General features: G+C 41.7%; 34 protein-coding genes. 13 read left to right on the forward strand and 21 right to left on the reverse strand.

Annotated features, from left to right (window positions below):
* Window positions 1-116: 116 nt before the first annotated feature.
* From H735_RS10025 to H735_RS10080, 13 genes are all read right to left on the reverse strand, one after another.
* Complete coding sequence (locus H735_RS10025; RefSeq protein WP_020194508.1) at window positions 117-1,535, reverse strand: Eco57I restriction-modification methylase domain-containing protein; 1,419 nt, start codon at window positions 1,533-1,535, stop codon at window positions 117-119.
* 127 nt (window positions 1,536-1,662) lie between these two features.
* Complete coding sequence (locus H735_RS10030) at window positions 1,663-2,475, reverse strand: hypothetical protein (RefSeq protein ID WP_020194509.1); 813 nt, start codon at window positions 2,473-2,475, stop codon at window positions 1,663-1,665.
* Between the two features lie 7 nt (window positions 2,476-2,482).
* Window positions 2,483-2,758 (reverse strand): hypothetical protein, encoded by a 276-nt coding sequence (locus tag H735_RS10035; RefSeq protein WP_020194510.1) that lies wholly within the window; start codon window positions 2,756-2,758, stop codon window positions 2,483-2,485.
* A 137-nt stretch (window positions 2,759-2,895) separates the two neighbouring features.
* Window positions 2,896-3,918: an SPFH domain-containing protein gene (locus tag H735_RS10040; protein ID WP_020194511.1), complete on the reverse strand. Its 1,023-nt coding sequence runs from the start codon at window positions 3,916-3,918 to the stop codon at window positions 2,896-2,898.
* A gap of 45 nt (window positions 3,919-3,963) precedes the next feature.
* Window positions 3,964-4,278, reverse strand: coding sequence for a hypothetical protein (locus H735_RS10045; RefSeq protein WP_020194512.1), 315 nt, complete (start codon window positions 4,276-4,278; stop codon window positions 3,964-3,966).
* A gap of 96 nt (window positions 4,279-4,374) precedes the next feature.
* On the reverse strand, window positions 4,375-4,893 hold the full coding sequence (locus H735_RS10050) for a hypothetical protein (protein ID WP_020194513.1): 519 nt from the start codon (window positions 4,891-4,893) through the stop codon (window positions 4,375-4,377).
* A 102-nt stretch (window positions 4,894-4,995) separates the two neighbouring features.
* On the reverse strand, window positions 4,996-5,346 hold the full coding sequence (locus H735_RS10055) for a hypothetical protein (protein WP_020194514.1): 351 nt from the start codon (window positions 5,344-5,346) through the stop codon (window positions 4,996-4,998).
* An 11-nt stretch (window positions 5,347-5,357) separates the two neighbouring features.
* On the reverse strand, window positions 5,358-5,702 hold the full coding sequence (locus H735_RS10060) for a hypothetical protein (protein ID WP_020194515.1): 345 nt from the start codon (window positions 5,700-5,702) through the stop codon (window positions 5,358-5,360).
* Between the two features lie 14 nt (window positions 5,703-5,716).
* Window positions 5,717-6,043 carry a hypothetical protein gene (locus H735_RS10065; protein ID WP_020194516.1) on the reverse strand — a complete coding sequence of 109 codons (327 nt, stop codon included), beginning with the start codon at window positions 6,041-6,043 and terminating at the stop codon, window positions 5,717-5,719.
* A gap of 10 nt (window positions 6,044-6,053) precedes the next feature.
* Window positions 6,054-6,245, reverse strand: a complete 192-nt coding sequence (locus tag H735_RS30830; protein ID WP_143695863.1) for a hypothetical protein — start codon at window positions 6,243-6,245, stop codon at window positions 6,054-6,056.
* Window positions 6,246-6,622: 377 nt separating this feature from the next.
* Complete coding sequence (locus H735_RS10070) at window positions 6,623-7,126, reverse strand: hypothetical protein (protein WP_020194518.1); 504 nt, start codon at window positions 7,124-7,126, stop codon at window positions 6,623-6,625.
* 59 nt (window positions 7,127-7,185) lie between these two features.
* The gene (locus H735_RS10075; protein WP_020194519.1) at window positions 7,186-7,611 is read right to left on the reverse strand and encodes a hypothetical protein; all 426 of its coding nucleotides are present in this window, start codon (window positions 7,609-7,611) and stop codon (window positions 7,186-7,188) included.
* A 13-nt stretch (window positions 7,612-7,624) separates the two neighbouring features.
* Complete coding sequence (locus H735_RS10080; protein ID WP_020194520.1) at window positions 7,625-8,590, reverse strand: DUF1281 domain-containing protein; 966 nt, start codon at window positions 8,588-8,590, stop codon at window positions 7,625-7,627.
* A gap of 446 nt (window positions 8,591-9,036) precedes the next feature.
* Between H735_RS10080 and H735_RS10085 the strand changes: the two genes are divergently transcribed.
* The 13 genes from H735_RS10085 to H735_RS10150 all read left to right on the forward strand — a co-directional run bounded on the left by H735_RS10085 (window position 9,037) and on the right by H735_RS10150 (window position 16,642).
* A complete protein-coding gene (locus H735_RS10085) occupies window positions 9,037-9,918 on the forward strand; it encodes a hypothetical protein (RefSeq protein WP_020194521.1) in 882 nt (293 codons plus the stop codon).
* 81 nt (window positions 9,919-9,999) lie between these two features.
* Complete coding sequence (locus tag H735_RS10090) at window positions 10,000-10,617, forward strand: hypothetical protein (protein WP_020194522.1); 618 nt, start codon at window positions 10,000-10,002, stop codon at window positions 10,615-10,617.
* Window positions 10,618-10,675: 58 nt separating this feature from the next.
* Window positions 10,676-10,927 (forward strand): hypothetical protein, encoded by a 252-nt coding sequence (locus tag H735_RS10095; RefSeq protein WP_020194523.1) that lies wholly within the window; start codon window positions 10,676-10,678, stop codon window positions 10,925-10,927.
* A 4-nt stretch (window positions 10,928-10,931) separates the two neighbouring features.
* On the forward strand, window positions 10,932-11,192 hold the full coding sequence (locus H735_RS10100; RefSeq protein WP_020194524.1) for a hypothetical protein: 261 nt from the start codon (window positions 10,932-10,934) through the stop codon (window positions 11,190-11,192).
* The gene (locus H735_RS10105) at window positions 11,182-11,925 is read left to right on the forward strand and encodes a DUF2786 domain-containing protein (RefSeq protein WP_020194525.1); all 744 of its coding nucleotides are present in this window, start codon (window positions 11,182-11,184) and stop codon (window positions 11,923-11,925) included. The genes H735_RS10100 and H735_RS10105 overlap by 11 nt, the downstream gene beginning before the upstream one ends.
* 27 nt (window positions 11,926-11,952) lie before the next feature.
* Window positions 11,953-12,192 (forward strand): hypothetical protein, encoded by a 240-nt coding sequence (locus H735_RS10110; RefSeq protein WP_020194526.1) that lies wholly within the window; start codon window positions 11,953-11,955, stop codon window positions 12,190-12,192.
* Window positions 12,193-12,480, forward strand: a complete 288-nt coding sequence (locus tag H735_RS10115) for a hypothetical protein (RefSeq protein WP_020194527.1) — start codon at window positions 12,193-12,195, stop codon at window positions 12,478-12,480.
* Window positions 12,481-12,482: 2 nt separating this feature from the next.
* Entirely contained in the window at window positions 12,483-12,686 is a 204-nt protein-coding gene (locus H735_RS10120; protein ID WP_020194528.1) for a hypothetical protein, read from the forward strand.
* 76 nt (window positions 12,687-12,762) lie between these two features.
* On the forward strand, window positions 12,763-14,508 hold the full coding sequence (locus H735_RS10125; protein ID WP_020194529.1) for a vWA domain-containing protein: 1,746 nt from the start codon (window positions 12,763-12,765) through the stop codon (window positions 14,506-14,508).
* A gap of 250 nt (window positions 14,509-14,758) precedes the next feature.
* Complete coding sequence (locus H735_RS10135; protein ID WP_227741523.1) at window positions 14,759-15,280, forward strand: sigma-70 family RNA polymerase sigma factor; 522 nt, start codon at window positions 14,759-14,761, stop codon at window positions 15,278-15,280.
* The gene (locus H735_RS29645; RefSeq protein ID WP_020194532.1) at window positions 15,277-15,885 is read left to right on the forward strand and encodes a hypothetical protein; all 609 of its coding nucleotides are present in this window, start codon (window positions 15,277-15,279) and stop codon (window positions 15,883-15,885) included. The genes H735_RS10135 and H735_RS29645 overlap by 4 nt, the downstream gene beginning before the upstream one ends.
* A complete protein-coding gene (locus tag H735_RS10145; RefSeq protein ID WP_020194533.1) occupies window positions 15,885-16,241 on the forward strand; it encodes a hypothetical protein in 357 nt (118 codons plus the stop codon). The genes H735_RS29645 and H735_RS10145 overlap by 1 nt, the downstream gene beginning before the upstream one ends.
* Before the next feature lie 14 nt (window positions 16,242-16,255).
* The gene (locus H735_RS10150) at window positions 16,256-16,642 is read left to right on the forward strand and encodes a hypothetical protein (protein WP_020194534.1); all 387 of its coding nucleotides are present in this window, start codon (window positions 16,256-16,258) and stop codon (window positions 16,640-16,642) included.
* 63 nt (window positions 16,643-16,705) lie between these two features.
* On the opposite strand, the gene H735_RS10155 is transcribed toward H735_RS10150, so the two are convergent.
* The 8 genes from H735_RS10155 to H735_RS10190 form a co-directional block, all read right to left on the reverse strand.
* Entirely contained in the window at window positions 16,706-17,371 is a 666-nt protein-coding gene (locus H735_RS10155) for a hypothetical protein (RefSeq protein ID WP_020194535.1), read from the reverse strand.
* 117 nt (window positions 17,372-17,488) lie between these two features.
* Window positions 17,489-17,710: a hypothetical protein gene (locus H735_RS10160; protein ID WP_020194536.1), complete on the reverse strand. Its 222-nt coding sequence runs from the start codon at window positions 17,708-17,710 to the stop codon at window positions 17,489-17,491.
* A 53-nt stretch (window positions 17,711-17,763) separates the two neighbouring features.
* Window positions 17,764-18,144 carry a hypothetical protein gene (locus H735_RS10165; RefSeq protein ID WP_020194537.1) on the reverse strand — a complete coding sequence of 127 codons (381 nt, stop codon included), beginning with the start codon at window positions 18,142-18,144 and terminating at the stop codon, window positions 17,764-17,766.
* 18 nt (window positions 18,145-18,162) lie between these two features.
* Window positions 18,163-18,480, reverse strand: a complete 318-nt coding sequence (locus H735_RS10170) for a hypothetical protein (RefSeq protein WP_152447577.1) — start codon at window positions 18,478-18,480, stop codon at window positions 18,163-18,165.
* A gap of 283 nt (window positions 18,481-18,763) precedes the next feature.
* Window positions 18,764-19,321, reverse strand: coding sequence for a hypothetical protein (locus H735_RS10175; protein ID WP_020194539.1), 558 nt, complete (start codon window positions 19,319-19,321; stop codon window positions 18,764-18,766).
* Between the two features lie 288 nt (window positions 19,322-19,609).
* On the reverse strand, window positions 19,610-20,449 hold the full coding sequence (locus H735_RS10180) for an SPFH domain-containing protein (protein WP_020194540.1): 840 nt from the start codon (window positions 20,447-20,449) through the stop codon (window positions 19,610-19,612).
* Between the two features lie 274 nt (window positions 20,450-20,723).
* A complete protein-coding gene (locus H735_RS10185; protein WP_020194541.1) occupies window positions 20,724-21,104 on the reverse strand; it encodes a hypothetical protein in 381 nt (126 codons plus the stop codon).
* A gap of 70 nt (window positions 21,105-21,174) precedes the next feature.
* Window positions 21,175-21,564: a hypothetical protein gene (locus H735_RS10190; RefSeq protein WP_152447578.1), complete on the reverse strand. Its 390-nt coding sequence runs from the start codon at window positions 21,562-21,564 to the stop codon at window positions 21,175-21,177.
* Window positions 21,565-21,643: the final 79 nt, after the last annotated feature.

Here is a 21,643-nt window from a genome sequence, read left to right on the forward strand (position 1 = left end):
GCAGAACGTTTCTAATTCATAGTCACTATGGAAAAACGCAATTGCTTCAACATAACCTCTCACGTTAACCGGTACCAATTAGCTTCAACGCAATCGAACTACACTCGGTCAATAAGCTACACAATTAACGGGAACTTAAGCTTCTCGATATCAGCACGGTTGATCTGAGTGGTACCACAACAAGAACGCATTACTGCCTGACTTTCATCGCTGAGAAGAAAGTTAACCAGTTGTTCTCCTTCTCTTTGAGTAAGCGGCTCTCCGTTACGGTGAATGAACTGCACATGATTATCGATACTGATCTGGTCGTAACCGGTGGTATCGCGAGACAACCACACTGGATACAACCGCTGGGCGTTTTCACCATCATTAGAACTGATGCGTTTCAGCCCCACGTAACCGCCCTTCTCCGGCAGATCTAAGATCTGTTTTTTATCCGCAGAAACAATCCGGGGTTTCTTGGTTTCTCCCCATGTCATGGTTCCCACTGCATCAAAATCTCGTGCGTAGATTACAGGTGTCTCAATATCACCATTAACGCGGTGCAATTCGATTTTCCCGGTAGAGAAGTTCAAACCAAGAGTAGAAAGCGTTTCTGTACGTTGTCGATTTTGGTTTAAGAGCACAATATCCTGAACAGAACGAGGCAGTAACCACCCTGCATCTGTAATGATCTCGCTCGCTGGTAAGATCAAGTCATAATCCGGAGTTGAGGTTGGATTCTCTGACACAGTGATGCGTACTCGTCGTGTCTGATCTGTTTTCTTTTTCATATAGATACAAATGTTTTCCTGCAAAACATTACGGAAACAGGATCTGCTTTTAAATAGCATGATATGTTCTACGCTCATGCGTTCACCAAGCCACTTACGAAAAACCTTAAAATAATCCCCAGAAGCAAAACTGCGAGGCAAAATAGCCAATAAACAACCATCATCTTTCAACCAACAGGTTGCTAGAGCTACAAAAGCAGCGTAGATGTTAGTTACTGCAATACCATGCTTAGTAAGGGTTTGTGAGAGCTCTGATGATTTCGCAAGTTTGATGAATGGTGGATTTGTTGTGATGTAGTCCGGTTTCGGTAAATCCGGCCATTCGCCAGTAGTCAGCAACGTTTCTGCGTGCTCAGCAAAAGAGCCAAAGAGATAGTGATCTATTGGGTGGTCCGCTTGTTTTTGGAAAAGTGCCCAAGCCTTCGTAAAGTCTTCGGCCACACGTCTGTCCGTTTCAAAGCCAAAGATTGATAACGGAGTTGGATTAAATTCGTAGAGGCGAGCGGCCAAGCAAGTTGACAGAATTCCTGTTCCAGCTCCTGGATCTGCTATTGCTGGTTCACGAGATTTAAGCTCTGAATCAGGAAGTAATGAGGATAATTGTTGAGACATGGCAATAGGTGTAAACACCTGCCCAATTTGACGACTGTATGCCTTAGTAGTCAATTCAGCCCATTTCTGGCTGTTAGATTCTACAAGTCCTAGTACGCCTGAGAAGTCAGTTCTCGATACGGTAGGTTGGCATAATTCGTATTGCAACATGATGACACCTTATGTGATGTTTGCCTTAATAGTTGCTATAGATTTTATTGCCTACTATAAATATGCGAGTGATCTGAACACAAAAAAGCAGAACTTACGTACTGCTTTCTGATGCACTACGTTAAGTTCAGTATCTCGATGGATAACCCCAGTTATCTTGATTATCAAAAAAACGGATTCTTTCCTTACGCAGCTCTCTTTCTGCGGCCTGCTGCTGGTTATACTGAAGAAGCACGGTGCCTCGTTGAGAAGAATCGAAACGGCTAAGATACTCTGTCCACTGTCTATCTAAAAATGCTCTGTCTTTACGGAGTTGAACCGACATACTTGCTTCAATGTCTTCAACGACTCTATGACCATTAACTGCATTGCAAACGTTAGACATATCGTAAACAACATTCTGAATACCAGGAGTTTCAAGTACCCACGATTCATTAATCGCGCCTGACGCAGTCATAATATGAATGGTTATCTTATCAGCTTTACCTAGCAATGTGGCTGAGTATGAACCAGCAGAAGAGCCCTTAGTAGGATTTACATACTGAGTAAACACGTCGCGATAATAAAGTGTGTTGTGATCGAACGGCATAAATGACTTAGGTCTAAACGTTTTCCACTTAGGTTGCCAACCAACTCGTACACTTACTGGTTCATAAAGATTAAAATCCGTGTCGGGAAAATACAGCTTCAATGAGAAAGTATCATACATACCTTGTCGTTCTAGATATGCTGGCCCCGACTGTTTTGAAAATGTCCTTACGACCGTATCACAATGAAAGCTGAAGATGACATTTTTCCCGACCGCGTTCTGGGCCGACATAGAATAAGTCTTTGTAGACTTCTGGCTGTGCGGGTCAACAAAATGCTGTTGTTGCCACTCGCCAGCTTGACCAACCACTGGGACGAGAGCTAAAAGAAACAGGTATTGAAAAATCTTCATGCAACCCCTAAATTGCTATCTTTTCATGCAAGTAACCATCAAAAACTTCGTTCAAGAAGTTATTAAGTTCTTGAATTTTTAGATCCTGAGTTAGTTTGGCAACTTCAGTTTCTTCCCCATCAACGAAAATTAGTAACTGTTCATCAGCAAGCAGAGCAGCCTGATGATCCAATTGATTGATATCAAACTCAGGTGAAACATCAGGCCATTGTTCAATTGGCTTAATTGAAAAGCCATTGCAGCCACCCATTTCAGAAGTTACACGAAATAAATTACTTAACATTATGACTCCAGAGGTAATAAATGATTTGCGAGTTTGAGGGGCTAGATGAAGACCGGCTTCACTACCCCCTCTACAACATTAAAATTAGAACTGACCGCAACGCAAGTTAAAGGAACTAAACAACGGCCAATATGTCGTTAATTGACTTTGATAACAGGATCTACAGATGAGTTGCCAAAAAGAACTAATGTTAAATCCTTGGCTAGTTGCTGTTTAGCTTCCTTGTCTAGAGCAATTGCATCGCTTTTGTCTTCATTGGATGAATTCTCAAGATTTTTAATCGTATCTTTTACTACGCCTACAATGCCCTGAGAGAGTTCTTTTTTAGCATTCATTACAGACTTAGCTTGCTGGCGTTGAGTCATTGCTGCTGCAACTTCAGGTGCGTAGCTAAGAGAAGTTAATGTAACTTGATCAATAAAGATGCCGTACTTCACTACATCATCATTGATGTTACTTGCAATTTCAGCTCCAACCTCTTCTGGAGAGCGAGACAGTGAAATTCCGCGGGACTTTGCATCTACATCAGAATCCTGTTGATCATCATTAGATGATTCATAAGGGTACTTTGAAACCACAGAACGCAGATTACCTTCAATCTGTGCAACTAAAAAGTTCTCGATGTCGTCTTCAAGATCGTAAACAACAAGTTCAGGGTCAAAGGTGCGCCAACGAACTGTTGCGCCTGAGATGACAGGTGTCCCATTTGCATCATTAAATTTTGATTCATCGATAACATTATTCTGGATCTTCAGAGAAACCTTTTTAGCAGACATGAATGGGTTCGTGAAGAAAAAACCACGGCGGTTTAACACGCCTCTTGGCTCGCCAAAAAAACTGAATACATATGATTCATTAGGCTTAATGGTGCCTAAAGCAGTCCAGATAAACAAAGTTGTTAGTGCTGGAATAATCGCATACCAACGATACGGATATTCAACAGCATTTGAGCCATAGCCTCGATAGTTAATTAATTCGTAGCCACCAATAAAGCCGAAGCCTAAAGCGATGGCAAAAACTAGTAAAGCTAGTGAAATGAAGAGCATAAACATCCCGTTAGATGCATTCACCTCTTTACCGTTGGTGTACTGATTGTTAATGACATCAACCTTGGGCGGTATGTCGTTGTTGATCACATTGTTATCTGTCGTTTCAGACATATTCTTACTCCATAATTACATTCAAAGCTGTTGTTAAACTAAAAACTAAGCGTATTGCAGCGATGCGATGATCTTGTCCATTTCCTGACGTTTTTCAACATTCACTCGGTTTCTAAGATGCGGTGCGATAGAAAGGCCAACTGAAGTGATCGCTTCAGTGATACTAATTGCTCCTTTGCCCATCAAAAGAATATCGAGCATGTCAGATAACATTTTGTCCATTTGAGTTGGGACTGGATTAGTAATTGCCTTAATGATTCGTTCTGCCTGGAGCTTGCCTTCATGCTCCGATAAACCAACTTCTAAGGTTTTGGTAATAATCAATGTTTCAATGTTCTTTTGTGCAACGGAATCAATCATGCGTCCTAATCCAAGTTTCTAAATGGCTAAAAAGTATGGGCTTATGGTATTGCAAACACCTTTTCGGCAATTGATCATAGAACCGGATAGACGTATTTACGAAAGTAACTCTCTCGGATCGCTCAACCATTCGAATAATTGTTCTTCAGTGAGTTCAGGAACCGGAATATGTTTTTTCATTACCAGACGATAAATGACCTTAACTTCATCCGAATGCTCAGACATGAGAGATTGGGAATTGGACATAGCTTTTGAATCAGGCTTATCCGGCAGTGCTTCGGTAACAGCCTCAGCTTGACCTTTCAACCCTTTCAACGCATTTCGATATCGCTGCTTCTCTGATTCACTCATATTCACAATATTATTCTCCTGACCTTTAGATAGCCATGCCTTAGCAGACTCAACATAATGCAAAGCATGGGCGTTTTCTGTATGTTGCGGGATCATGCTGACATACTCCATCGCTTGACTGCTGGCTGCTTTCAAGTTGTTGCGTTCAACTTCCGTATCAATGATCCCATCGACATCCGTTTCATTATCGAAATTAGCAACACTGTTGCCATCAATGGTAAGCCACCAACAATGATGACCACGTTTCTTGCCATACTTAGCCATGACCTAATCCTCGTGACTAACTTCTACTGGTTGAAAGATATTGCACCGGATGTAATCCGCAATGCAGTAAAGAAAAATCCATACCCCAAGTAGTTCCATCAATTATGCAGCCCTAGCAAGTTTCTCTGACATCCATTCTGACCATTCCACCAGAGCAGAAAGCAGAGGCTGTACATTATTGTCATCAGCCCAACCTGCTACGCCTATGAAACCGTCACGATTAAACGAAACGGCTTCTCGACGATCCCACTGTTCTGTAGTCATTTCTATGTACTTGAGATCATTTCTAGCCCTTCTGAGCTTAGCTGTGCCGTGGTAGATACCAGAACGACGCAAATGCTTACTGATTATCCGACGTAACTTTTTAAGGTCATCATTGGTCACAGACTCAACAGTGATACCAGCTTTCTTCAATATGGCACGAACCTGATCTCTTTCTAATTTTTCAGTCATAAAGAAACCGCCTAGTAGCAAAAGACTTGCGTTAGAGTATTTGATTTATCATCCGGATCATCATAAACAGCCTCAACTTTCCCAATCTTTGGTAAAGCTTCAGTAGTGGCTTCCGGATTCCAGTAATTAGCAGCTTTCACCGCATTTTCCCAAATAGTAACGCCAGTGCCTGTAGAGGTCATATCCTGGTAATAGGAAGTAGACTCTGCTTCTTCTTTTGCGTTCTCTAGGAACACAAGAGTATTACAGTTAGGACAAGGCATGGATTTGTCGGCAGGGTCATAACCGTCAGAATCGGCATCCCATAGATAGCCATCGCCACGACACTCAATTGTTCCAATTTGCATTTCACACATGATTGATTCCTTTATTAATCTGGCAGATATTTCGCCACAATCGGGATGCATAGCACGACAGAACCATGCATAAGAATACCGAATGGAGCTTCAACAATGCGGTTCATTAGCCATGCCCAAGAATTGATCAGCCATTTTTCTTCTGGCTCATTATTTTCAATATGAGCAACAAACTCTTCGTAACGCTCACGGCTATGATCAAAGAGCCCGGTATTCTGACACTTGACCGATAAGGCTTTAATCTCAGCAGAAAGCGAAATCAAGGCAGCTTCATCGATCGTAGGCTTATCTGCCAATGCGTCCATGATTGCGTTGAAATCATCAGAAATCGTTGTGTCCATAAATCCTTCCTTATTCCACTGTGCTCCAGAAGAACCGAGTGTCACAGATACATGTTATTTCACCACTATCACACGTTGGTACATCATGCTCTGCATCGCATTTAGGGCAGTAAGCAATAGCGTAATGACGGTGTTCAATCCGAGCTTCGGGTAGATCGCAATCAGCACCTTGCTCCTGAGGTGTCTCAGTATCTTTGCTCATAATTCTCTGATATGAATTTGAAGTAATAAAGTGCGGTCTGGAGTGGCTAACAGGCTCAGATATCCAACGGGCGTATTAGATGACCAGTGATGTCCAAACTTCACCAATCACTAGCCTCGATTACTTGAGTTAGCTTTTCCTATTGCAGATTTCATGAGAGTGCGTCTCTCGTGCCAAACCACACTTTATTACCGCCTGACCAATTCAGGAACAGGCAGTCAATTCTTACACATTACGTCCTATGTCAGTAGTTCCCATTCAGTATTATCCATCACAAATCCTCTGATATGTAATAAGTTCTCGCTCGAGACGTAAGATATGGATAGTTTAAGCTGAACCTTATCGGAGCAATTGATCGGAATGCTATTTAAAGAGGATTACTTAACAGGCGGAACTGCTGAAAGTTCTGACAAGTTCTCCTCAAGAGAATTTAAGTTATCTGCAAGAGAATAGTAAAAAACTTCAGGATCTAAATACTTTCCTTCGGCATAAACGGAAATAGAGCCGTCATTACTATTGCGAACTATCGCATAACCATCATTTGTTGGCTTGTCGTCCATATAAACAGCTCTCATCGAGAAAGTACATGTATTGGTTTCATAGACACAATCTGTATAGATTGTGTAATACTCCTTATCCCCTAGTTCAGACATACCAGAGCTGTTTAGTTGATCGGACTTATAATTACGGACATACAATTCATTGAAACGTGGGTTAGACCAAGCCTCTGAGTAAGCCCTATCCAACTGACTTAATAACTCTTCATGTTCAAACATACCTTTGTGGGTAGTTGCGTTGAAAAGAAATATGACGCACCAACCAATTAATGCTCCAACCAATAGAGGGATGTATAGTGGCAATGACTTTTTAGAACTTCTCATTAGATATATAGTGCCTTCAAGTTAGATGAAAGCCCGTAATCATACGGGCTCAATTTTGCCTATTTTTTACCGATAGGCTCATGCAGATAAACGAGTGCGACGTATCTTGGGTAAGGGTATGCGAACTTCGTATGATGAACAGATACTTTTAAATACTTTGCGATATCAACCGCCAAAGCAAAGACCTCGTCCTTATCTTCTTCATTTACCAACTTCGCCCGACGATGGAGCTTTTTATCTTCTTTGAAGTAGATATGACCAGCCGCACCGATATAAGAACTGTTAACATAAATGCCATAGGTAGGCTCACCGTTACGTATTGACTCACTGATTGTAATGTCACCACTTGGAATTGCCATAATCTTTGGATCTGGCTTTCCTGTTGTGTGAAATTTCGCAATATGATTACTGAACTCTACTCCAGCATCCAAGTCATTTCGGGATTTGGAAACCCAACCACACTCGCTACACTTAATTCCTGACATAAATGACTCCTAATTAATATCCAAAGGCTGTTTGTACATCAGGATGTAAGCCGCTGTCGGAATCATCATCCTCGTCATAAATGCAAACATAATCATACACATCATCGTTCACGCCTTGAAAGCCCATACCACCTTCGAAATATGCGATATCTACTGACAAATCTTCGTTTTCTTCACCTAAATGATCTTTTAAAAATTCAGGTATAATTTCTGATAGCTCTCGAACTGGAGACCATGCGCTATCGAAAGACCAACTACCATCACCGGTAATGCGCCATGCATCCGTTACATACATCTTATTCCCAAACAATTGCTTATAGTAAAAGAACTTAGACATAGTGCTGAAGAATGGCGTTATTCTGCCATGACCTGAGTAGTGCTCTTCTACCTTGTTACTAACCAATACTCGGACAGGTACAGGGGTAAGCACTCGCATGTCGAACTTTTCTTCTTTTGCTGAGTTTATTGGGGCAGCTACCTGATGTGACCACCAAGCATCTATTCCGATCTTTTGATTGAACTCATACGTTCTTCGGTTCTCGTCGAAGTATGTCTCAGAACAATCTTTCCATAGACGTTTCATTGCTTTGCGGTAACGAATAGGAATGTCACCAAAATAAACATTGTGTATTCCAGTGCGGTGATAAATGCTGTCTATTTCATCGTAGTGTCCTGGCTTTAGTTCACCATTGATGAACAAGGCAAGAAACTCTGAGTAGGCAAGAGACGCTTCAGAATCACCAAAGCGACCTTTTATTAGTAACGGGCAAGCCTCTTCTAGCAGATCTATTACTGCCGTGTCTGTGGATTTGTGAGGGAGCAATAAGCCACACGCCCCAGCTAAGAATATTTTGCGAAGCTTCCAGGTGATCTCATCTATGCGGTTTACGAACGTTCCATCAAATACCGACTCGACTAGGTTTATTTCAGCTTCACTTGCGTTGTGAAGTACAAGTGCGTTGGTACAGTAATTAGCCATGGTTCTTTTCCTCATCTTGGTTAATGTCTTAACTGACAAGGCAAGAATAAAATCCACCACGCAATAGCAATTGATCACAACGCGATTTTAGGAGTAACAAATACATCAAATAACTAATCAGGCAGTAAAAACTATACCTCGCTTGATCAAATCAAGCGGAATTCTGAAAAAGAGCAAAACGACATATAATGTAAAAAGCTAACTAAGACATTCCAGTTACAGCACTTAGGTGGAGCAGTGAATCTCGAGTCTCAACATTACTTTATGTTGTCGCTTGATCTAAGTTCATGATGCATTACAAACAGTAGATTTGAATCAGATGCTTGCTTGGTATTACACATAGATCGTGATACCGATAATAATTATGCTGGGAAGACTATTCTTCTAAAGAAACAAGGATACCCCAAGGTGTTTTGTACATTACTTGCGGGTTTTGAGACTTACTTATGACAAAACAGAAGCTTATTAATTACCCTATAATTGGATTGAAATCACTTGCGACCAAATTCCTTGGTACCTTGGCGACATTAGCAGTTATATATGCACTCTCGTATGTGTTTTATATACTTGCGAATTTTCCTAGTATCGCTTTTGATGTTGTCGAAGGCAAAACTGATTACTTGACGATTTGGGGCAACGTCAGCAACAAGCTAGCGGACATTGTCCATTACATCTTCGGCCTTGTATTTATGTTGTGGCTCTTAAATGAAGTTCTGACGCTTATAGGTACCACACCTCCATACATTGAGTTTCGAAACCATGCGAAGAACAACTATGACGCAATCATTGGTTCTTCTATTTGGCAATGGTTCAGCAAGAGTAAATTTTTTTGCATCACAACAGGAGCCCAAGCCGCTGCTTTCATAATGGTTTTTATCTACATTCTAATGATGATTGCTGGGTTTTGCTACGTAGCTAAAGGTGAACTAACTGTCCCTGAGTTGGTAAGTAGAGTGTTTACCTTTAAGTTTTTCTTTGCGGTGTCAGTGATAGCAGGTATCGCATTTGTATTTGGTACCGCCTTTGCTTATAAAGACATAGAAACTTTAACTCAACAGGCAGAAGTCGAATCCGGAAAGTTAAAGGTATTAAGTGTTGAATTAGAGGTTGGAACTGCAGACAGAAAAGAAGGTAATTTTGCACTTGTATTCAAAACAGAGAAAGGCAGCTATAAGACTGAACATCGAGGTAACGCTCAAAAAGCCGTGATCACTTACCTGGAAGAATACGCAAAGCTTCATAAGAAAACACTGCCAGAATGGATATATAATGCCACCGACCTACATCCAAAGCATATTGAAAACATGAAAGAAGTCGCAATTCAATAAGCTTACGTTGAGTGTATTCCATAAAATTAATGGGACTATCATTCCTCAAAAGACAAAAACACCGTCAATGGAGCATTAATAATGACGACTGGAACCCCTACCATCAACCTGCCCCTTGAGCTAGTGCAGGAAGTACGAAAGAACATGGAGATCGGTCAAATGCAACCGATGCTCATTGGAACAAAAGCAGAAAATGTAAAAGTGCCAATGCAGGGTACAAGCTTAGGGCTCGTTTTACGTGAAGAAGATGTAACAATCGCAAATGTAACTGCAGAACCAGACATTGATCTGATGGTTGGTACAAACATCTGGCGAAAACAGGAAGTAACTAAACCAGTAATGGTTGGGCATTATATCCTGCTCCAGTTAGATAAAACTCCAGATACTACATACGAAATGGGTTTTACTTATGTTGACTCCTCAATGGCTCAAGTCATGGACATGCTTAGTATGCAGGCTGAAATATCTGTCATCATGATTGGTGAATCCTCTGTACGTGTTTTCAAAACTCTATCACCAGGATTTCATGAAGACCTCAAAAAACAGATTGAGCGGGTGAAAACCGAAACCGACTTAAACTGGCCTGTAGAGGTATTCGTTGAATGCACTCAATACATGATGCAACAAACTGCTACTTCCGCCGATCTATGGGAATGGTTCAAGCGTGAAGAAGGCGAAATTACAATCACTGTAGGATAGTCCAAACGAGCCCACCTATGAAGTGATAGGTGGGCTCGTCTAATTGAGGTCAACAAATATGCCTGAAATACCATTTCGAGATTTAAAACACGGTGCAATCTACAAGGTACTTGTTACTAACTACGGAGAACCAGACATATTAGAGGAAGCCCGATGCAACATTTGCTCAGAAGGGCAAGAAGTTTGGTTTACCAGTAAGAACGGTGAAGAAATTGCAGGTAAACCAGTAGAGCTTATTAGTATGTGGGACTCAACGTTTCGTAACAACGATAGACCGGACTATGAGCCTGAAAAATCTAAAATGGATTAAAAATATGAAACCAGTAATTGAGGAAAATGCACAGCCAATTAAGCTGAGTGACGATCCAATCAAGGCTTTAGAAGAAATTGCTGATTACCTAAAAGCGATTAACTATTCAAAGGAACGAGAAGTGGTGGAAGATGATGACGGGGAGCCTTTCGTTGTTGGATTCATCCAAACACCGGAGTACCTGCAGGGATGTGTTGATATCGTTCATGAATGCCGACGTCTAGTTGCTCTGAAATCAACAAAAGGCACCGGTAATGAGCGATGAGAAGGTTCTGGACCGCATCAAGAAGTGTTTGGCACTAGCAGAGTCCCAAAACCCAAACGAAGCGGCACAGGCCCTTAAAGCGGCTCAAAGGTTGATGCAAAAGCACAACCTTGAACATTTTGACGTAATGATTAAGCGGAAAACCAGTGCGTTAAAGCTCAATATGAAGCTCCAGCGACATGTAGATCACTTAGTTCGGTATATCGGCTCTGCATTCGGCTGTGACGTAATTTACGAATCAGAGGCGCGTGAAGTAAGTCTATGGAGCGACTTATACCAGTGTTATCAAATTCGGCTACGCTATCACCAACGAGTCTCTTTCATTGGAACCGAGCACGCAGCTACTGTGTCCGTGTACGCATTTGAAAATCTCCATCGTCTTATGACTGATGCCCGGAAAGTCTTTATGGACTCTCTACACGGTAATTCTAAGCGTAAAACTAAAACTGAAAAGTCAGATGCATTCGCCCTCGGTTGGGTTATGGCGGTTGGACGCAACTTACCTCAAATGGATGTCGCACAGAACGTCATGGCAGATACCCAGGCCTACATCAAAAAACACTTCGGCCCACTAGAGGCGATCGATGTTCGTCCTATGGATGAAGATAAGATGATGAATCAAATGGTGTCGGGCTACCAAACTGGACTGCATGTTAACGTACATACAGGTGTTGACGGTTCAACAGAACAGGGTTCAGAACCATCATTACTCGAGTGCACGCAGGTAAAATAATCAGTGAGTTTCGATCAGGCAGGAAACATGTCCATACAGGAATTGAACGCAAATAACGCAACGCATTTACTGCAGTGCCGCCATGCATTTGGTGATAACGGAAAATTCTACAAGATGCGTTGTCATGTCCTAAAAAAGATGCCTGACGGACGCTTAAAACTACAAGTCTACGGTGACCGATATTGGAAGGATACTCATCACATCGTTAGGATACGATACGTTGAATCCAGTCGCGTTAGCCAAATTAAACCACCCGGAGAATACTAAATGGCGACCTACGCACAAGGATATCAAAAGTTGATGTCCAGCAAAAAAGATCAAGTCGAAGCAGCTTTCAAAAAGGCTAAAGAATTTGCCATGAGCCACAAGCTTCAACATGTTGTTGATGAAGATGGGTATCCCTTCCCACTCGTAGAACAGTTGACGCTTGAGGGGCAACCAGGTTCTAACGGGGAAGAAGAAATCGAATTATTACTTGATGGAATGATCATCGAAGCATTAATGGCATTCGAAGGCCTATTACCTGAAGAAGATAAACAGCAAGGAGATTCTTGAACATGACTTCATCCGAATTTAACAGCCTATACCCGGTAGGCTCCGAATTTATGTGGCGTCCATTTCAGTTTTTGCAAGGTAATGGTATCCGTGTGGTAACAACCGGTGAGGCGATCAGCGACGGCAAAGACATAATTGTACCAATCTATAACGACGACTTTCCCCGACACGCAAACCTTGATGAACTGACGCCTGTACAAAAATAAAAAATAAAAAACCCCTTTACGAATCTCGCACGTTTATAAGGCTGTATTCAGAAATTAAACGACTAAGGATCGCCAAATGGGTAATAAAAAAATCGTGGGAATCAGCTTGATTGCGCTTGCTGTCATGACTGGGTGTTCAGAACAAAAGAAAGGCTCTAATGAGCTGGATTCAGATACAACGCAACAGGTAGAGGTCACTGATCTTAAAGCGGAAACGCTCATTGCTGTATCACCAAAAGCGGTAAAAACCGAAGCCCTATCCACCAAAGAACTAAATGCAGTTCAGTATCAAAGTCGCTCTGACTCCCTTGTTTCGTCCTCAAAGGTCAAAAGGCAACAACCAATGGTACTTGCTGAAAACATTGCCTTAGGTGGAATAGACGGAGCTCTGGCACCAATGCCTATGATGGATGAGAACTATCAAAAGACGCCTAGTAATGGTGTGATTCGTACGGTGACTGAACCCCTATCCACTTTCTCGATCGATGTTGATACAGGATCTTATGCCAACGTCCGGAACCAATTAAACAACGGTTATAAACCTGTGTCGGATGCCATTCGTGAAGAAGCTTTTATCAACTATTTCGATTATGATTATCCAGTCTCGGAAGACCGCGGCCAGCCTTTCTCTGTAAATACTGAGATAGCAGCCTCACCATGGAACAAAGACCGGCAGTTACTACGCATTGCTCTCAAAGGTTATGAAATACCTGCTGATGCCAGGAAGCCATCTAACCTTGTATTCCTGATCGATACCTCGGGTTCAATGCACAGTCAAAATAAGCTTCCCCTACTTAAACGTAGTCTGGTGATGCTAACCAAGGAACTTAATGAGAATGATGCGGTGAGTCTGGTGACTTATGCCGGCAGCTCTAAAGTGGTGCTTGAGCCGACAAAGGGATCAGACAAGCAAACAATCATCAATGCCATTAACCAACTTACCTCTGGTGGTGGTACCGCAGGGGAAAGCGGCATCCGACTAGCTTACCAACAAGCTCGAGCAGGATTCATCAATGATGGTGTAAACCTTATCATGTTAGCAACCGATGGCGATTTCAATATCGGTATCTCATCGATCGATAAGCTAAAAGAAATAGTCGCGTCAGAACGCAAACAAGGCGTGTCACTAACGACACTTGGGTTTGGTCGCGGTAATTATAACGACGCACTTATGGAGCAATTGGCTGATATTGGCGATGGAAACTACGCATACATTGACAGTATCCGGGAGTCTCGCAAAGTATTTCATCACCAAATGTCCGGCACACTGCAGACAATCGCTTCTGATGTGAAAGCTCAAATTGAATTTAATCCGAATGTTGTCAAAGAGTACCGGTTGATCGGATACCAAAACCGATTACTAGATAAAGCAGACTTCAACAATGATGCCATTGATGCCGGTGAAATTGGTGCAGGCCACACTGTAACTGCCATGTATGAACTGACTCTTGTCGGCCATAAAGGGCAAGTGGACGATTTACGGTACCAAAGCCAGCCAGAACGCAAAGTCTCTACAGATTTGAATGATGAAGTTGCATTGGTCAAGCTACGTTATAAACTACCTGGTGAATCCACTAGCAATTTGATCACCTCCATCGTCAAAACTGAAGATATTCAACCGGACTTTGCAAAAGCAAGTTCTGAATTCCAGTTTGCTACGTCGGTTGCGGCCTTTGCTCAAAAATTGAAAGGCAGTAGCTACCTCAATGGTATGAACTACGATCAGATTTCAGAAATCGCACGAAAGAACAAAGGCACCGATGAGTACAATTACCGTGGTGAGTTTGTTGAATTGATTAGAACGGCCGAAAACATTCAATAAGGAACAGAAATGGTTGATGTAAATACTCAGGGCGTAAATGACGCTTTCAATAGACTAAGCGAAGCTGCTGTCAACGGGACCGACGAAGACGGAAAATGTACTGTTAGTGCTAACGATCTGAGTACCCTTCTCATGGCGTTTCTGTTCGCAAAAAAGTCTACTGAAGATAAAGAAACGTCGTGCACAACCATTTCCCCACAAAACAATGAGTGAAATTCCTACATTGAGCCAAGCCTCGGATGAACAGCTCATGGAACAGTTCGGTAAAGGCAGTGAATCTGCTTTTACTGTCCTCTATCAGCGACATAAAAAGCCATTATACCGGTATTTTGTGAGGCAACTTAATTCATCACAATCTTCTCGTTCTGAAGAGCTATATCAAGATGTATGGTTCGCTGTAATAGACAAACGAAATGAATACTCTCCGACAGCTAAGTTTACCACCTGGCTTTATCGAATTGCACACAACAAGCTAATTGACAATCATAGAAAATCTATGACGGAAAACGCTTACCTAATGCAAATATCAGCAGAGCTGTGTGCCGATGAAGATGACTGGGAGCAACGAAAAAAAGCAGCGATCAATGATTGTATGCTCAAGCTGCCCGATCTACAGAGAGAAGCTTTTATGCTTCGGTATGAATCTAATTTCACCCCGGCCCAGATCTGCACCATAGTAGATGCAGCCCCGGAAGCGGTAAAAACCAGACTTCGCAATGCACTCTCACAACTCCGTAAATGCTTGACCTTTAAGCTAGGGAGTCGGTTATGAATAATGAAGACATCGTAAAGTTATACAAAGAATCAGCCACAGAGAAACCATCGGCTGAATTGGATAAAACAATTCTGGACTATGCAAAGAAGCAGTCCAAAGCAGAACGTGCTCCTGGCAATAAACGCCCTCGCTGGTGGCTTTATATGGGACTTGCGGCCTCTGTGATGTTTGTAACCCTACTTAAACCTTGGAAATGGCACAAACAAACGTTAGAACCAGTACAAAGCGAATTGATGCTAAAAGGGTTCGAATACAAGCCTGGGTCAGTAGAACAGCAAATGCTGCTAAAAACCGTGCCAGATGAAAACTCAACATTGAATGAAAGTTCTGACAGCCTGGATGTACTAGGCTCCCCAGCTCCGGGGATATCAGAATCAGGCACTGTGATAGAGCAGTCGTTAAAGCAGCACTCAGCCACACTGGAGAAGGAACGTAATGCACTTCATCGGAACGGTATCAACTCGGTCGCAGAATTAATCGAAAAGCTGGTTAAACAGGGAAATATAGCAAAAGCTCGTACGTTATTTACTGAAAACCCCGACGTTGAACCTTTATTGTCAAAAGAAATTATTGAGCAGATTAAACCAAAGGACGTTGAATAATGGGAAATTCCATCACTACTGTTGAAGCAAAATACCTAGTTTTTTGCGGAGAAGACTTCGAACAAACCGGAGGCGCGAAGGATTTCCTGATCGGAAAAGACAGCATTTTTGAAGCAACAGAAATTGCTCTGGCCGTGATCGGGAAACAAATTGTCCGAAACGAAATGACTACCTTTACTGTTGAATGGTCGCATGTACTTGATGTGAAAAGCGGGAAGATAATGCAAGCGTTTGAATGCGCCAAAGATACACCTCAAATGGGAATTGAGACCGATCCCGATAAAATGGGGGTTCACAGCGTTGATGGACAATTGCTCTCAGTTTGGCTTGAATCCATCAGACAAGAGAACGACTGAAAAAAAGAGGACAAATGATGAAGCATTTTACATTCTGCCTGCTATTGCTAGCCTCTTTCGGTGCAACTAGTGGAACTATAACAATTAATGGCAAAACATACACCGGCAACAATGTCATTGTTAATAACGGAGTAAACGGAAGCATAATTATCGATGGCAACAACATAGTCGTCGGAGACGCAACTGAAATCAACATCCAGGTTACGGGAAACATTAACTCACTAAACGTGACGTCATGCCATACATGCATAGTAAATGGGTCTGTGGGTACTGTTGAATCAACTTCCGGGGATGTACAAGTCGGTGATGTGTCAGGTAACGTAACAACAGTTTCAGGCGATGTTCATGCACATCGAATAGAAGGTGACGTAAGCTCTGTATCTGGGGACATCCGTCAATAGCCACAGCCATAAAACGAACCGAGATTATCAAAAAAGGATAGGCAAAGAGCCTATCCTTTTTGCTTAAGCTGGGTGTGAAACAGCTTGCTTTCGATGATTTTTAACTAACCATGAAGTCATGAGCCTCGAGCCAATTAGAGAAAAAGTACAACCAAAAAAAACTGTCATTAGGTTCCGAGATATACTATTTACCTCTAAGCCAATTGCATTGTAGATACTAGTAACAAGAGCCATAAATAAGGACAGGGCAACAACGAATATCAACGAGAAAACTACCTTCTGCTTGGTCGTTGCCTTTAAATCATATTTCTTTGAATACGCCGAGTCTGAAAGCATTTCGTCTGGTACAGACTTTTGGGCATCACGCTCTTCCATGATCTTGTTATGTTCATCTAAACTGCGCAATCCATCAATGTCAGGCTCTACTTCCCAGCCGACAACTTTCATCTTTTCAGCCAGTTCCTCAAATGTTGTGCCATCTATGAACTTGTCGAGATTCACTCCGAAAGGATTGGTCATATTCAAATGGACGGTACCAACTTCACCATCAACACTCTCAATCCTTAATTCCGGCGATATTGTTTGATCTTCGAAAAGAACGAGAGATGTTGCTATACCCTCATCAGATTCATATACATTTGGTAATTGGATTGATTTCGTAATAGTGGCGACGTTGCCAACACCACCTCGTACGACGCGAAGGTTAAGTGTGATTAAAGCAGTAATCATAGGTGACAAATCCTACATAAATATCTATGAAACATATAGCTATTGTAACAAGTTCAAAAGTAGCGCAATTGATCTCAAAGCTAAGCATTAATTATTGTGCTTGCCTTTGACCAAAGCTCAGTTAGGGAGCAGTTTCTGGTAACCTGGGCCAATATCAATAATCCTAGTATTTCTATCCAAAACAGTAGAGAAGTCTGCGAGGTTTGCATTAGTAGAGATTCCAAAAGGATTTACTGTAAAGTGACGTGCGTCAATTACAACTTCTGGTAATTCAGGACCTCTAGTGTTTGCAGCGATACCTGCCTTAATCACAGTGCTTAAAATACTTGTGTTTATCATGTTTCTATCATCTCCACTTTTTAGAGAACGTAATTAGGATGGTTTGCTAAAAATCAAGCTGACTCTTTAGGCCTCTCGTACGCGATTTTCTGGTGAACCATTTTTGTAATGAGTTCCAACTGAGGTAGAATGCCTGCCACCATTCGGATGTCATCTTCTGTTGGGTTCTCATCCAAAATATTGCCCTTATAATCCACCTTAATAGTATGTTCGTGATGTTTTACATCTAAATGGGTTCCCAAGACTTGCCCGAAGTTCAGTTCAAGACAACCTAATGAAAGCCAGATGCTTGATAGATTTGAACCAAGTGCATTGATCTGTTCAAATTGCGATGCTGATAGGTTCTGGTGACTACCATATCCTGGTAAGAGGTTCGTTGATTTGAAAAGAGAGAGATCAAATCGGTCTTTCACCTGTCTAAAAACGATAGTCATATGTACTGTCTCCCTAATTTATTGGCCTGTCTCAGAAATTGGCTGAGTACATTCAACCAACATGCAATGTTTCTCCCCTAAGGGAAGTTCACTCTGACCGCATCCAATGCGATGAATTTCAGTCGATTCGATCGCCATAATGCTTGGGTCAAAATAGTTAACCTGAATTTCAGGTCTTTCATAAAATGAAATAATTGGTTGGTACCCGTCAGGGCAGTGCAAATTCAGCGATTCCACGGCATCCCGAATGTGTTTAGGTGCTAAATTTGATGCGTTTGAAACAAAAGTCATCGAAAATAACATCGACATTAGTAATAACTTCAATTTCCTATCCATAAAATATACCTCGTTCAGTAGAAACATTGTACCACTATAGAGTTGATGTCATTGATCAAGACACACTTACATCAACTACAAGTTAACTATACGTCGAGCGTGGTTTGTGAAATATACAAACTGTTGAGAGTTCGACATATTGAGTGAAATGGCATATTTCAGCTCTTTCTTCATAAGTCTGATCTGAACCTTAAATTGGATTATCCTAAATAGCGAGCAAATCATAGGGGACTGTCCTAACACCTGTCAGTAATGTGGGTCGGGAGACCCACAACCATTTAACTTACAATTCAACGGCCATAGCCTTTGCTTTTTCAAGCAGTTCTGGCAGATCCATAAGTGGGTATGTTTTCCAACGGGTAACCCCCTGCTTTTCAGAGTAATCTTCAAATGTAATGCTTTTTACCTTCAAAGACTTAAGGATCGCCATAGAATACCCAGCAAAGGAGCTCATATTGATACCTTCGTCACTAGCAATTTTTTCGGCCCGACGTATTACTGGCTTGACCGTTTTGACAAAACGTTCAATCTTATGGAAAGCAAGACTACGCGATGAACCATTCATTTCCAAATCATAACCAAGAAAACGAACTGGTTTGTCTGAATGGTCAGATCCCTTCTCTACAGAAGAAGTAAGAGCAATATTACTATACTCTTCCATCTTTTGATTCACAGCGTCTAAACTTGTCAGGAAGTTTGGAGCGTAGCTTTGGTTGGCTGAACCTTTTTCAATGACACTGAAATTAAACCCAACATTAGCAAACTGACTTCGGAAGCTGTGGGCATTGTTACTATCGATAAAGATACGAGCAATCAGTTCTGGTTTAGGTTGATTTTCCATTTGGGCACCTCAAAGTAATTGTAATCAAGCTATTTGTTGTGACAATTATCCTACTAAGCAACAAAATATGATTGATCAGTTATCCATACACCAAGTTTGAACACCTCATTCGCTTCGGTGAGACGAAATTGCGTCCAAACATTGTTTAACAGATGCCGCTACCTGCTAGAAACAGATAGAACTGGTCTAAACCGAGGGCACAAACTAAATGTAGCGTCATTGCTTAATTGCTTTGATCAAAAAAAAGCCCGCTCATCATGCGGGCTTTTGCCAATTGATTATTAACGATTATCGTGAGCCCGGAACCTTCCACATTGGTTGCGGGTTAGCTCCGCCAGTAGCCATCAATACATTGAGATTCTCTTTGTCTTTGATGATCTCAAGCTGTTCTTTTTGCAGTTCCAATCCACGCAAAGTTAGGTATTCAGGAATGCTCATACCAAATTTAACCATATACGCTTTATCAGCAGAAGCTTTGGCCTCCTCAGCATCCTTGCGAGCATTTTCAGCTTCTTGGCGCTGACCTTCAGTTTTAATTCGTTGTGTCTGACTCGCAGTATTGGCAATTTCGGTGAGAACTGCTTTTGGAGGTGTCGCTTTACCAATGAATACACTTTCTACAATTACAGGTAACTCGATTGAATCAACGTACGCTTGTAGTTGTTCTTTAATATCAACCTGACCTTGTTCTGTAGTTTGCTCATTTGACGTCAAATCAGAAGAGGTTTCACTACGGGCAAAGTTTCGAAGTAGGTTCAAGAACTTCAACTGAATCTTGCGCTCGTAATAATCTTTACCAGCTTTTTGATACAGACTGGGCGTCTTGCCAGAAACTGCTTTGATCGATACACCTGCATCAAGGGAGACTGGTACGTTATCTTTGGCGAAGATGTCATGTAAATCTTCATCATAACGAACCGGACGAATTTCAATCGGAATAACCTTTGTTGAAGGATAATACCACTCGCGGGTACCTTCTTCTTGCGGAACCGGGTTAACCCCCTCATGACCAAACATGAACGGACGGTCAACGGCCACGCCTTCAAAGCCAAGTTCAACAACCTTCGAACATCCTGCCAAATTCGTCGAGGCCAAAATTAATACACCAATAGCAAATAGTTTTCTCATCGTTTAGTAACTCCCATAACCTTGAGTTGAGTATAATTAAAAGTTGTATTTCAGTAAGATGGTAATCGATTCCAAGGCATTAGAGCCTGATCATGTGACTTTTCAGCAGCTTGCTTCTTAGTTGATAGTGCTCGTGGCACTAATCGATATTGAGTGCGGCATTTTAGTCAATTAATACGAATGAACAAGGGGTGGACCAGATACTTAACCTAGCATTGCGTCTTGCTACTTGGATTCCTCACACGGTAGGTTCTCAAACCTACCGTATAAATATTTAAGCTGCTTTTCGGAAGTTAGGATGTAATTGATTTTGATCGAATCCGCCAGCCAAGTCAGCAACAGAACCTTCTTCGATAAGATCACCGGGGTCATGCTCGTCAGTTTTAAATACTTGATATAGTTTGAAGTGACCATTTTCAATCTCAATACGGAGAACCTGAAGCATAAGAGCATCTCCAGCATCAACAATATCGCCTTTTTCAACTGCATTTAAAATGTCAGCCACTTCTGACTCCAAATCACTCTGCGCTTCTTCCACCGTTTCATAGACAACAGGAGCAGCAAGAAGCTCACCTTTAAAATCCATTTCAGTATGACCTGTACAAGCAGTGCCGCCAGTCAATAATGCGTTTACGAATCCGTTTGTTTTAACCATGTTGATTCCTAAGTATTTGAACTTGTTCGATTGGTTAATTATATGGTCTAACAGTGGTAACTAATTGATCTTATGAGTGGTAATCAATGGTGGTCGATTCATTATTAAAGGACTTCATCTCGATTTTATGGTTGTAAGCATCGGCTCGCAGGCTACAAATAAAACCTCCTACCCTGCGGAACTCTTTTTCTCGGATTTCAATCATGTGACGATTATGCTTAACTACCTCTTCGAGATATTGTTTCTGAATCGAAAGCCCCTTCTTATGATCGATTGATTTGGTATCAAATCGCCACATTAAGTCATCCTCAACACTTTTTTGCTCTTTGTTGAACATAGCTAACTCTTGGCAACTTTCGTTGAGTTGTTTTCGCCAATATACGAGTTCTAGCCGAAGCTTCTCATTTGTTTGACGGAACTTAGATTCTAAATTGCTAATAAACGCTGGTTGATTGTGCATGTGTTGCCCATATTTATTATCGGTACTGTCAGCTAATGGCAGTAAACCCTGAGTCGATTTGTCAAAAGTTATACCTGAA

This window comes from Vibrio owensii CAIM 1854 = LMG 25443, assembly GCF_000817815.1.
In the GTDB taxonomy this organism is placed as follows: Bacteria; Pseudomonadota; Gammaproteobacteria; order Enterobacterales; family Vibrionaceae; genus Vibrio; species Vibrio owensii.

Excerpts from the sequence above, each read along its gene's own strand:
- H735_RS10165 (WP_020194537.1), bottom strand. The coding sequence starts at position 18,144 with ATGACTATCGTTTTTAGACAGGTGAAAGACCGATTTGATCTCTCTCTT.
- H735_RS10160 (WP_020194536.1), bottom strand. The coding sequence starts at position 17,710 with ATGATAAACACAAGTATTTTAAGCACTGTGATTAAGGCAGGTATCGCT.
- H735_RS10100 (WP_020194524.1), top strand. The coding sequence starts at position 10,932 with ATGAAACCAGTAATTGAGGAAAATGCACAGCCAATTAAGCTGAGTGAC.
- H735_RS10175 (WP_020194539.1), bottom strand. The coding sequence starts at position 19,321 with ATGGAAAATCAACCTAAACCAGAACTGATTGCTCGTATCTTTATCGAT.
- H735_RS10170 (WP_152447577.1), bottom strand. The coding sequence starts at position 18,480 with ATGGATAGGAAATTGAAGTTATTACTAATGTCGATGTTATTTTCGATG.
- H735_RS10150 (WP_020194534.1), top strand. The coding sequence starts at position 16,256 with ATGATGAAGCATTTTACATTCTGCCTGCTATTGCTAGCCTCTTTCGGT.
- H735_RS10135 (WP_227741523.1), top strand. The coding sequence starts at position 14,759 with ATGGAACAGTTCGGTAAAGGCAGTGAATCTGCTTTTACTGTCCTCTAT.
- H735_RS10065 (WP_020194516.1), bottom strand. The coding sequence starts at position 6,043 with ATGGACACAACGATTTCTGATGATTTCAACGCAATCATGGACGCATTG.
- H735_RS10115 (WP_020194527.1), top strand. The coding sequence starts at position 12,193 with ATGGCGACCTACGCACAAGGATATCAAAAGTTGATGTCCAGCAAAAAA.
- H735_RS10025 (WP_020194508.1), bottom strand. The coding sequence starts at position 1,535 with ATGTTGCAATACGAATTATGCCAACCTACCGTATCGAGAACTGACTTC.
- H735_RS10090 (WP_020194522.1), top strand. The coding sequence starts at position 10,000 with ATGACGACTGGAACCCCTACCATCAACCTGCCCCTTGAGCTAGTGCAG.
- H735_RS10070 (WP_020194518.1), bottom strand. The coding sequence starts at position 7,126 with ATGAGAAGTTCTAAAAAGTCATTGCCACTATACATCCCTCTATTGGTT.
- H735_RS10080 (WP_020194520.1), bottom strand. The coding sequence starts at position 8,590 with ATGGCTAATTACTGTACCAACGCACTTGTACTTCACAACGCAAGTGAA.
- H735_RS10110 (WP_020194526.1), top strand. The coding sequence starts at position 11,953 with ATGTCCATACAGGAATTGAACGCAAATAACGCAACGCATTTACTGCAG.
- H735_RS10125 (WP_020194529.1), top strand. The coding sequence starts at position 12,763 with ATGGGTAATAAAAAAATCGTGGGAATCAGCTTGATTGCGCTTGCTGTC.
- H735_RS10050 (WP_020194513.1), bottom strand. The coding sequence starts at position 4,893 with ATGGCTAAGTATGGCAAGAAACGTGGTCATCATTGTTGGTGGCTTACC.
- H735_RS10055 (WP_020194514.1), bottom strand. The coding sequence starts at position 5,346 with ATGACTGAAAAATTAGAAAGAGATCAGGTTCGTGCCATATTGAAGAAA.
- H735_RS10035 (WP_020194510.1), bottom strand. The coding sequence starts at position 2,758 with ATGTTAAGTAATTTATTTCGTGTAACTTCTGAAATGGGTGGCTGCAAT.
- H735_RS10045 (WP_020194512.1), bottom strand. The coding sequence starts at position 4,278 with ATGATTGATTCCGTTGCACAAAAGAACATTGAAACATTGATTATTACC.
- H735_RS10155 (WP_020194535.1), bottom strand. The coding sequence starts at position 17,371 with ATGATTACTGCTTTAATCACACTTAACCTTCGCGTCGTACGAGGTGGT.
- H735_RS30830 (WP_143695863.1), bottom strand. The coding sequence starts at position 6,245 with ATGAGCAAAGATACTGAGACACCTCAGGAGCAAGGTGCTGATTGCGAT.
- H735_RS10040 (WP_020194511.1), bottom strand. The coding sequence starts at position 3,918 with ATGTCTGAAACGACAGATAACAATGTGATCAACAACGACATACCGCCC.
- H735_RS10060 (WP_020194515.1), bottom strand. The coding sequence starts at position 5,702 with ATGTGTGAAATGCAAATTGGAACAATTGAGTGTCGTGGCGATGGCTAT.
- H735_RS10145 (WP_020194533.1), top strand. The coding sequence starts at position 15,885 with ATGGGAAATTCCATCACTACTGTTGAAGCAAAATACCTAGTTTTTTGC.
- H735_RS10185 (WP_020194541.1), bottom strand. The coding sequence starts at position 21,104 with ATGGTTAAAACAAACGGATTCGTAAACGCATTATTGACTGGCGGCACT.
- H735_RS10105 (WP_020194525.1), top strand. The coding sequence starts at position 11,182 with ATGAGCGATGAGAAGGTTCTGGACCGCATCAAGAAGTGTTTGGCACTA.
- H735_RS29645 (WP_020194532.1), top strand. The coding sequence starts at position 15,277 with ATGAATAATGAAGACATCGTAAAGTTATACAAAGAATCAGCCACAGAG.
- H735_RS10095 (WP_020194523.1), top strand. The coding sequence starts at position 10,676 with ATGCCTGAAATACCATTTCGAGATTTAAAACACGGTGCAATCTACAAG.
- H735_RS10075 (WP_020194519.1), bottom strand. The coding sequence starts at position 7,611 with ATGTCAGGAATTAAGTGTAGCGAGTGTGGTTGGGTTTCCAAATCCCGA.
- H735_RS10030 (WP_020194509.1), bottom strand. The coding sequence starts at position 2,475 with ATGAAGATTTTTCAATACCTGTTTCTTTTAGCTCTCGTCCCAGTGGTT.
- H735_RS10180 (WP_020194540.1), bottom strand. The coding sequence starts at position 20,449 with ATGAGAAAACTATTTGCTATTGGTGTATTAATTTTGGCCTCGACGAAT.
- H735_RS10190 (WP_152447578.1), bottom strand. The coding sequence starts at position 21,564 with ATGCACAATCAACCAGCGTTTATTAGCAATTTAGAATCTAAGTTCCGT.
- H735_RS10085 (WP_020194521.1), top strand. The coding sequence starts at position 9,037 with ATGACAAAACAGAAGCTTATTAATTACCCTATAATTGGATTGAAATCA.
- H735_RS10120 (WP_020194528.1), top strand. The coding sequence starts at position 12,483 with ATGACTTCATCCGAATTTAACAGCCTATACCCGGTAGGCTCCGAATTT.